This is a genomic window from uncultured Brevundimonas sp., from assembly GCF_947305955.1.
Lineage (GTDB): Bacteria > Pseudomonadota > Alphaproteobacteria > Caulobacterales > Caulobacteraceae > Brevundimonas.
The window spans coordinates 24,945-31,674 of the sequence record NZ_CAMZFB010000034.1 but is presented as its reverse complement, the minus strand read 5'-3'; the positions used below and the strand labels follow the sequence as shown (position 1 = coordinate 31,674).

General features: G+C 60.6%; 8 protein-coding genes. 7 read left to right on the top strand and 1 reads right to left on the bottom strand.

Going from position 1 to position 6,730, the window contains the following annotated elements:
• Positions 1–204: 204 nt before the first annotated feature.
• From Q0Y42_RS09730 to Q0Y42_RS09720, 3 genes are all read left to right on the top strand, one after another.
• Entirely contained in the window at positions 205–1,311 is a 1,107-nt protein-coding gene (locus Q0Y42_RS09730) for a GNAT family N-acetyltransferase (protein WP_297803056.1), read from the top strand.
• Positions 1,308–2,222: a transcriptional regulator gene (locus tag Q0Y42_RS09725; protein WP_297803053.1), complete on the top strand. Its 915-nt coding sequence runs from the start codon at positions 1,308–1,310 to the stop codon at positions 2,220–2,222. Before Q0Y42_RS09730 ends, Q0Y42_RS09725 begins: the two co-directional genes overlap by 4 nt.
• A gap of 154 nt (positions 2,223–2,376) precedes the next feature.
• On the top strand, positions 2,377–3,210 hold the full coding sequence (locus Q0Y42_RS09720) for a DUF2807 domain-containing protein (RefSeq protein ID WP_297803049.1): 834 nt from the start codon (positions 2,377–2,379) through the stop codon (positions 3,208–3,210).
• A gap of 85 nt (positions 3,211–3,295) precedes the next feature.
• Here the strand turns inward: Q0Y42_RS09720 and Q0Y42_RS09715 are convergent, their stop codons facing one another.
• Entirely contained in the window at positions 3,296–4,021 is a 726-nt protein-coding gene (locus Q0Y42_RS09715) for a hypothetical protein (protein WP_297803046.1), read from the bottom strand.
• A gap of 704 nt (positions 4,022–4,725) precedes the next feature.
• Between Q0Y42_RS09715 and rpsJ the strand changes: the two genes are divergently transcribed.
• Genes rpsJ through Q0Y42_RS09695 form a run of 4 tightly spaced genes read left to right on the top strand, consistent with a single transcriptional unit; the run spans position 4,726 to position 6,727 of the window.
• Entirely contained in the window at positions 4,726–5,031 is a 306-nt protein-coding gene (gene rpsJ / locus Q0Y42_RS09710; protein WP_105563630.1) for a 30S ribosomal protein S10, read from the top strand.
• 21 nt (positions 5,032–5,052) lie between these two features.
• Positions 5,053–5,784 (top strand): 50S ribosomal protein L3, encoded by a 732-nt coding sequence (rplC, locus tag Q0Y42_RS09705; RefSeq protein WP_297803042.1) that lies wholly within the window; start codon positions 5,053–5,055, stop codon positions 5,782–5,784.
• Positions 5,784–6,422 (top strand): 50S ribosomal protein L4, encoded by a 639-nt coding sequence (gene rplD, locus Q0Y42_RS09700; protein ID WP_297803039.1) that lies wholly within the window; start codon positions 5,784–5,786, stop codon positions 6,420–6,422. The genes rplC and rplD overlap by 1 nt, the downstream gene beginning before the upstream one ends.
• On the top strand, positions 6,422–6,727 hold the full coding sequence (locus Q0Y42_RS09695; RefSeq protein WP_297803036.1) for a 50S ribosomal protein L23: 306 nt from the start codon (positions 6,422–6,424) through the stop codon (positions 6,725–6,727). The genes rplD and Q0Y42_RS09695 overlap by 1 nt, the downstream gene beginning before the upstream one ends.
• Positions 6,728–6,730 lie beyond the last annotated feature (3 nt).

Genomic DNA, 6,730 nt, shown 5'->3' with positions numbered 1-6,730 from the left:
CCGGCGTCGTTTCGAAGATCGTCGAGTAATCGACACTTTGATCCGACCCTGACGGCTTACCGTCAGTGACGACAAGTTAGACGCCCCTCCGGTTCGCCGGAGGGGCGTTTTTCTTTGCCCGCAGTGAGAGAACACTGTTTTGCATTTATTTGGAACTGACGCATAAGCTGCTCAAACCGATGGGGATCGGTGGGGGACTGGGGCTTGAGGCATCGTGCCGTTATCGTTGCGACGTTCGACTTGTCATTCGATGACAAGGCCAAGTGGCGTGCGTGGCAGTTATCTCGCAGCGATCTGGTCAGTCCCTTCTTCCACTGGGCCTTTACACAGGCTGTGGGCGAGGTCGGGCACGGCACGGCGGTCGCCAAGCTGTATCGCGATGATGCGCTGGTCGGGTTCTTTCCGTTCCAGCGGCGGGGGCGGACGGCCTATCCGATAGGCGCACCGCTCAATGACTATCACGGCATCATCGGTGCGCCGGATCTCGACCTCTCCATTGATCAACTCTGTGGCCTGATCGGGGCCAGCCGTCTCAGCGCCAATAGCTGGGTAGGGCAGGGGGCGGACAGGGGTATCGCCCTCACGACCCTGCAGGCCGAGGTGTCAGAGGGATATGCGGATTGGTTCGCGGCCCAGTCGCAGGCGTTCAACAAATTCTTCAAGGACAAGGCGCGGGCACGGCGTGGCTTGGAGGCCGCCTTCGGTCCCATGACTGTGCGTACCGGACTGCGTGACGCGGCCTTGCTGGACCGTCTGATTGGCTTGAAGCGTGAACAGTATCGCCGGACGGGGCGGCACGACATTTTCAAGCCGGAATGGACGCGGGCCCTGCTTCATCGGCTGTTGCAGGCGGATGGCGAATGTCGCGCCTCGCTTTGTGCGCTGTACGGCGGCGAAACCCTCCTAGCGCTGGAGCTGAGCCTGCTCGCAGACCATGTCTGGCATTTCTGGTTCCCGGCCTATCTGGAGGAGGGAGCGCGGTTTTCGCCCGGTATCTGGTTGAGCCTCGAAACCATGCGTGTGGTTGCGGAAGACGGGTATCGGGTGTTCGACTACGGCTTCAGTGGCGAGGCCTACAAGAAGTACCTGTGTAACCGAGAGCAGCAGGTGCAAGAGATCACCCAAGGTCCGACGCCTGTGGTCAACGCGGCCGCCCGCGCACTGCGACAGCCGGAACTTGGCCTGAGCCTGCGCCGTCGATGGTCCGCGATCGAGGCGGTCGAGCCGTCTCGTTTGGGACAGGCAACAGGCATCATCCTTGCAGCAGGTGGCCTAATGGATCGACTGAGGGGCAGGGCGTCCGGAAAATGAACACTCAACACGCTGTACATGCGCGTCAGCTGGGACCGGTGCGGAAAAGCGCCGTGTTCAATCACGGGCTGGATGCGGGGGAGTTCACCAGTGACGACGCGCTGGCCGCCGTGCTGGACGGCTATCCGTCGGAGCTGATCGATATCAACCTCTATAATTTCGATGCCAAAGGGCAGGTGCATCTGACGGCAGGGACGCGCGGCGACCTGACGGGGGCGCAACTGCTGGAGGCCGTGCGGGCAGGGCGGTTGTGGGTCAACCTGCGCAAGGTCGAGCAATACTGGCCCGCCTTGTGGGAGGCGGCGTCGGATGCCTTTGCCGATATTTCCAGCGCCTATTCCAACCTGCGGGCGGTGAAGCGGTCGGGACAGTTGATCATCTCGTCGCCCAAGACCCGCGTGCCATATCATTTCGACGCCTCGGGCGTGGTCCTGTTCCACATGCGCGGGATCAAGCGGATGTTTGTCTATCCCTCGGACGAGGCGCACCAGCCGGAGCGGGCGATGGAGGATATTGTCGCGCGCCGCACGACCGAAGAACTGCCCTATGACCTGAGCTTTGAAGACGACGCCGATGTGTTCGAGCTGCATCCGGGCGAGGCGCTGATCTGGCCCTTCTACGCGCCGCACCGCGTCGAGAATGTGGATGGGCCGTGCGTTAGCCTGTCGATGGACTTCCAGACGTGGCACAGCCGTGCCTGCACGGGCAGCCTCTATACCCATGCCTTCCTACGTACGCGCGGCATGACACCGCCATCGGTTGCCAGGCTGGGCGGTTTCAATCTGGCATTGCGTTGGCTGGCGTCCTTGCCGCTGCGCCGTCTGCAGGTGCTGGGCAACCGTATTGCCAGTATTCCCAAACAGTTCGTGCCGGATGCAAAAGCAGACGACGGCGCACGCTTTTCTACCTGAGGATTAAAAGCGCTTCATGACAGGGTTTTAAGCGGACTTTGCCTACGGAGCGCGGCAGGATCACAGCATCAAAACCATTCCCCTAATGGAAAGGACCCAGGCTGTGAAAAGAACTGTTGGTCTCATGTTGGCCGGAGCCCTGGGCTCGCTCGCAATGACAAGCGTCGCCGCTGCGCAGACGGTCAAGGTCGAGAACGCGATCGCGCGCGTGGTCTACATGCCCGAAGAGCGTTCGGACATCGTGGTCGAAGTCACCGGCAACACCGCCAATCTGCCTGCACCGCAAGTGCGCCGCGAGCGCGGCAATGTGGTGATCGACGGGCAACTGGGACGTCGTGGCTTCCGCAGCATGAACTGCAATGGCGGCAGCCGCTCTACGCCGCCCAGAAGTCCGGGCGAGGGGGCTTCGGTTTCCACCCGCGAGACGGGGCGAGTGGCTCTTGAGGATGCGCCAATGATTGTGGTCCGCGGGCCTCGCGGGATTACCATCCGTGCCGACGGTGCCGTCTATGGTGCGGTGGGACGTGGTGCTGAATCCGTGGACCTCGGCTCGTCCGGCTGTGGCACCTGGGTGGTCGCTAATGTCCCGGGTCAGGTGAAGCTGGCCATCAGCGGGTCGGGCGATGTCTGGACCGGTAGCGCGGAGGACATGACGATCCAGATCAGCGGGTCGGGCGATGTGCGTGTGGCCAATGTTGAGGATCTGTCCGTGGCCATCGCCGGCTCGGGGGATGTCTCCGTCCGACGTGCGGATGGCGATGTGCGGGTGGCTATTGCCGGTTCGGGCGATGTGACGATCGCGGATGGCCGTATCGACAACCTTTCGGTCAATCTAGCAGGTTCTGGCGATGTCGACATCGGCGGGGTGGTGCATGACGTGTCTGCATCGATGGCCGGTTCGGGCGACATTGTAATCCGCCGCGTGACGGGGGACGTCAGCCAGCGCGCCATGGGCAGCGGCAAGATCCGTATCCTCGACCGCAACTAAGCCTTTTAGCCTGCCCCATACAAAAAGCCCCGGAGGAGAACCTCCGGGGCTTTCGTCATTCCGTCAGGTGCTGACGGAACCGCTATTACAGGCCGAAGCCAGCGCCAGCTTGGTCGCGAGCTTGCAGACCGCCACCGAAGTTGTAGCGGACGCCGATGTTCACGCCGTCGGTTTCGATGCCGTTGTCAGCGTCGACGTAGGTGTACGAAGCGAACACCGAGTACGGCGATTGAGCGATTTGGTACTCAGCGCCGATCTTGGCTGCGTAGTTGTCTGCGTCAGCGCCCAGGACGTCGAAGTTGTTGTAAGCAACGCCAGCTGCCAGACGCAGAGCCGGGGTAGCGTAGTAAGCAGCTTCGGCTTGGACGTTCCAGACGTCGGCGTCAGCGCCGGCGTACAGGTTGTTCACGTTGCCGTACGAAACAGCGCCGGTCAGGGTGACGCGGTCGAAGTACTTCTGAGCAACAGCGCCGACTTCGGTCATGGTTGCGCCGAGAACGTCCGACGAACCGACGAAGCCACCGACGCGAACGGTGTCGAGCTTCTTGGTCAGGAACACTTGGCCAGCCAGGGTGGTGTCGTCGCCAACGATGTCGGTGTCGACGTACGAGCCAGCGCCCTTGAAGGTGACGGTCCAGTCACCGAAAGCCGGGGTAGCGACGATGCCGTCGACGGTCACGCCGTTCGACTCGATGCCTTCAGCATCGGCGTAGTTGTAGGCAACGCCCACCGAACCAACGGTTTCTTGAGCAACGGCCGGAGCGGCGATCAGGGCAGCGACGGCTGCCGAGGCGAAGAAGACGGTTTTCATTTTTTATGTCCTTTTGAGACTTCTTGCGCCCTTCCGGGGAGGAAAGGACGGATGAGCGGACTTAGTCGCTAAACTGACGGTTCGCTGTAACGAACTTGTCATTTTCGCTCGTGCGAGGGGAGGTTGTTGCTCAAAAGATACGCACTGTGGCAACATAACGCTGTGTTGGATTTGATTTGTGGCAAAATCGCCTTCTTCGTCCGGTTTTGGTCACAAACGGCCCCAGCCATTAAAATGCATTAACTACAATGGCTTCAGAATCGCCTCGCAGCGGGGCTGTGTGGCTCCTTCCGCAATTCTTCGTTTTGAATCAGATGGATCGATTGGCGGCATCTGCAGCGCCCCCAATTGTTCAAAATGAGGTCTTGAAATGGTGGGGGAGGGGCGGCTAAGACGCAGCAGCTCATGAGGCGCAAACACTTATGGGACTTGGGATTCAGTGCTTGACCCGAAGGGATTCGGAAGGCATAAGCACCACTCTTGTTGGACCGGCTGTGCATCTTCGGATGCAGACGCGGTTCGCAAGGACGACCTAAGTTACTGTTCTTTTTGCAGCTTCTTGGGAATTTACGGCTCAGGCAGGGGACTGCGTGGGCCGATCGTTTTTGCGGATTTGCGTTCCCTGGGGGTTTTGCTCCCGAGGCTTCGGTCTTTGAAATGGTTCACAGGGACGCGGCTCCGGCCGCATGGGAATAACAACCGATATGGATCAAAGCATCCGCATCAGGCTCAAGGCCTTCGATCATCGCGTCCTCGACTTCTCGACGCGCGAAATCGTCAACACCGCAAAGCGCACGGGCGCGACCGTTCGCGGTCCTATCCCGCTGCCGACCCTGATCGAGAAATTTACCGTGAACCGCTCGCCGCACGTCGACAAGAAGTCGCGCGAGCAGTTTGAAATCCGCACGCACAAACGCGTGCTCGATATCATCGACCCCACTCCCCAGACCGTGGACGCGCTCATGAAGCTCGACCTGTCGGCTGGCGTGGACGTCGAGATCAAGATCTAAAGAAAGAAGAGGCGGGATCCGATGCGCACGGGCGTGATCGCCAAAAAGCTGGGTATGACCCGCGTGTTCGCCGAAGACGGCGCGCACGTACCGGTCACTGTACTCCAGCTCGACGGCTGCCAAGTCGTCGGCCAACGTACCAAGGAACGTGACGGTTACGTCGCGCTCCAACTGGGCGCTGGCTCTAAGAAGGCCAAGAATACGGCCAAGCCGCAACGCGAAGCTTTCGCGAAGGCTCAAGTTGAACCCAAGGCATACGTGACCGAGTTCCGCGTGAACGAGGATGCCCTGCTGGAAGTTGGTGCCGAACTGTCGGCTGACCACTTCGTTGCAGGTCAGAAGATCGACGTCCAAGGCCTGACCATCGGTAAAGGTTTTGCCGGTGCGATGAAGCGTTGGAACTTCGGCGGTCTGCGTGCCACGCACGGTGTGTCGGTTTCGCACCGTTCGCACGGTTCGACTGGTAACCGTCAAGATCCGGGCCGTACGTTCCCGGGTAAGAAGATGGCTGGTCACTACGGTCAGGAAACTGTCACCCAACAGAACCTCACCGTCGTCCGCGTTGACGCTGAGCGTGGTCTGATCCTGGTCAAGGGCGCTGTCCCGGGCCACGACGGCACCTACCTCAAGGTAACCGACGCTGTGAAGAAGGCTCGTCCGGCTGAAGCCCCGTTCCCGGGTGCTGTGAAGTCGGCTGCTGCTGCCGAAGCTGCTGCTCCGGCCGTTGAAGCCAACGAAGGCGGTGAAGCGTAATGAAACTCTCTGTCATCAAACTCGACGGCAAGGCTGCTGGCGACGTTGAGCTGTCGGACGCCGTTTTCGGCCTGACCGACATCCGCGGCGACCTGCTGGCCCGTACCGTGAACTGGCAGCTGGCCAAGCGTCGCGCTGGCACGCACAAGGTTCAAACCCGCAACGAGAACTCTCGTACGGGTAAGAAGATGTACAAGCAAAAGGGCACCGGCGGCGCTCGTCACGGTTCGCGCCGTGCACCGCAGTTCGTCGGCGGTTCGCGCGCCTTTGGTCCGGTTGTCCGTGACCACGGCTTCTCGCTGCCGAAGAAGGTCCGCGCCCTGGCTCTGCGTCACGCCCTGTCCTCGAAGGTCAAGGCCGGCGATCTGGTTGTCGTTGACAGCCTGCAAGTCGCTGAAGCCAAGACCGCAACCCTGCGTGCCACCTTCGGCAAGCTGGGCTGGACCAAGGCTCTGATCATTGCTGGTCCGGAAGTTGAAACCAACTTCGGTCTGGCTGCTCGCAACATCCCGCACATCGACGTCCTGCCGAACGCCGGCCTGAACGTCTATGACATCCTGCGTGCTGACAAACTGGTGCTGACCAAGGCTGCTGTTGAAGCAATCGAGGCGCGCTTTGCTGAGAAGGAAGCCGCATAATGGCCGCCGCTCAACCTACCGCCAAGCACTACGACACCATCCTGAGCCCGATCATCACTGAAAAGGCCACGATCCTGTCGGAACAGAACAAGGTCGTCTTCCGCGTTGCCGGTACCGCGACCAAGGACGAAATCGCTGCTGCGGTTGAATCCCTGTTCAAAGTCAACGTCCTCAAGGTCAACACCCTGGTCCAAAAGGGTAAGACCAAGCGCTTCCGCGGCATCAACGGCCGTCGCGTGGACATCAAAAAAGCAATCGTGACGCTGGCTGAAGGCCAGTCGATCGACGTGACGACGGGGCTCTAATCA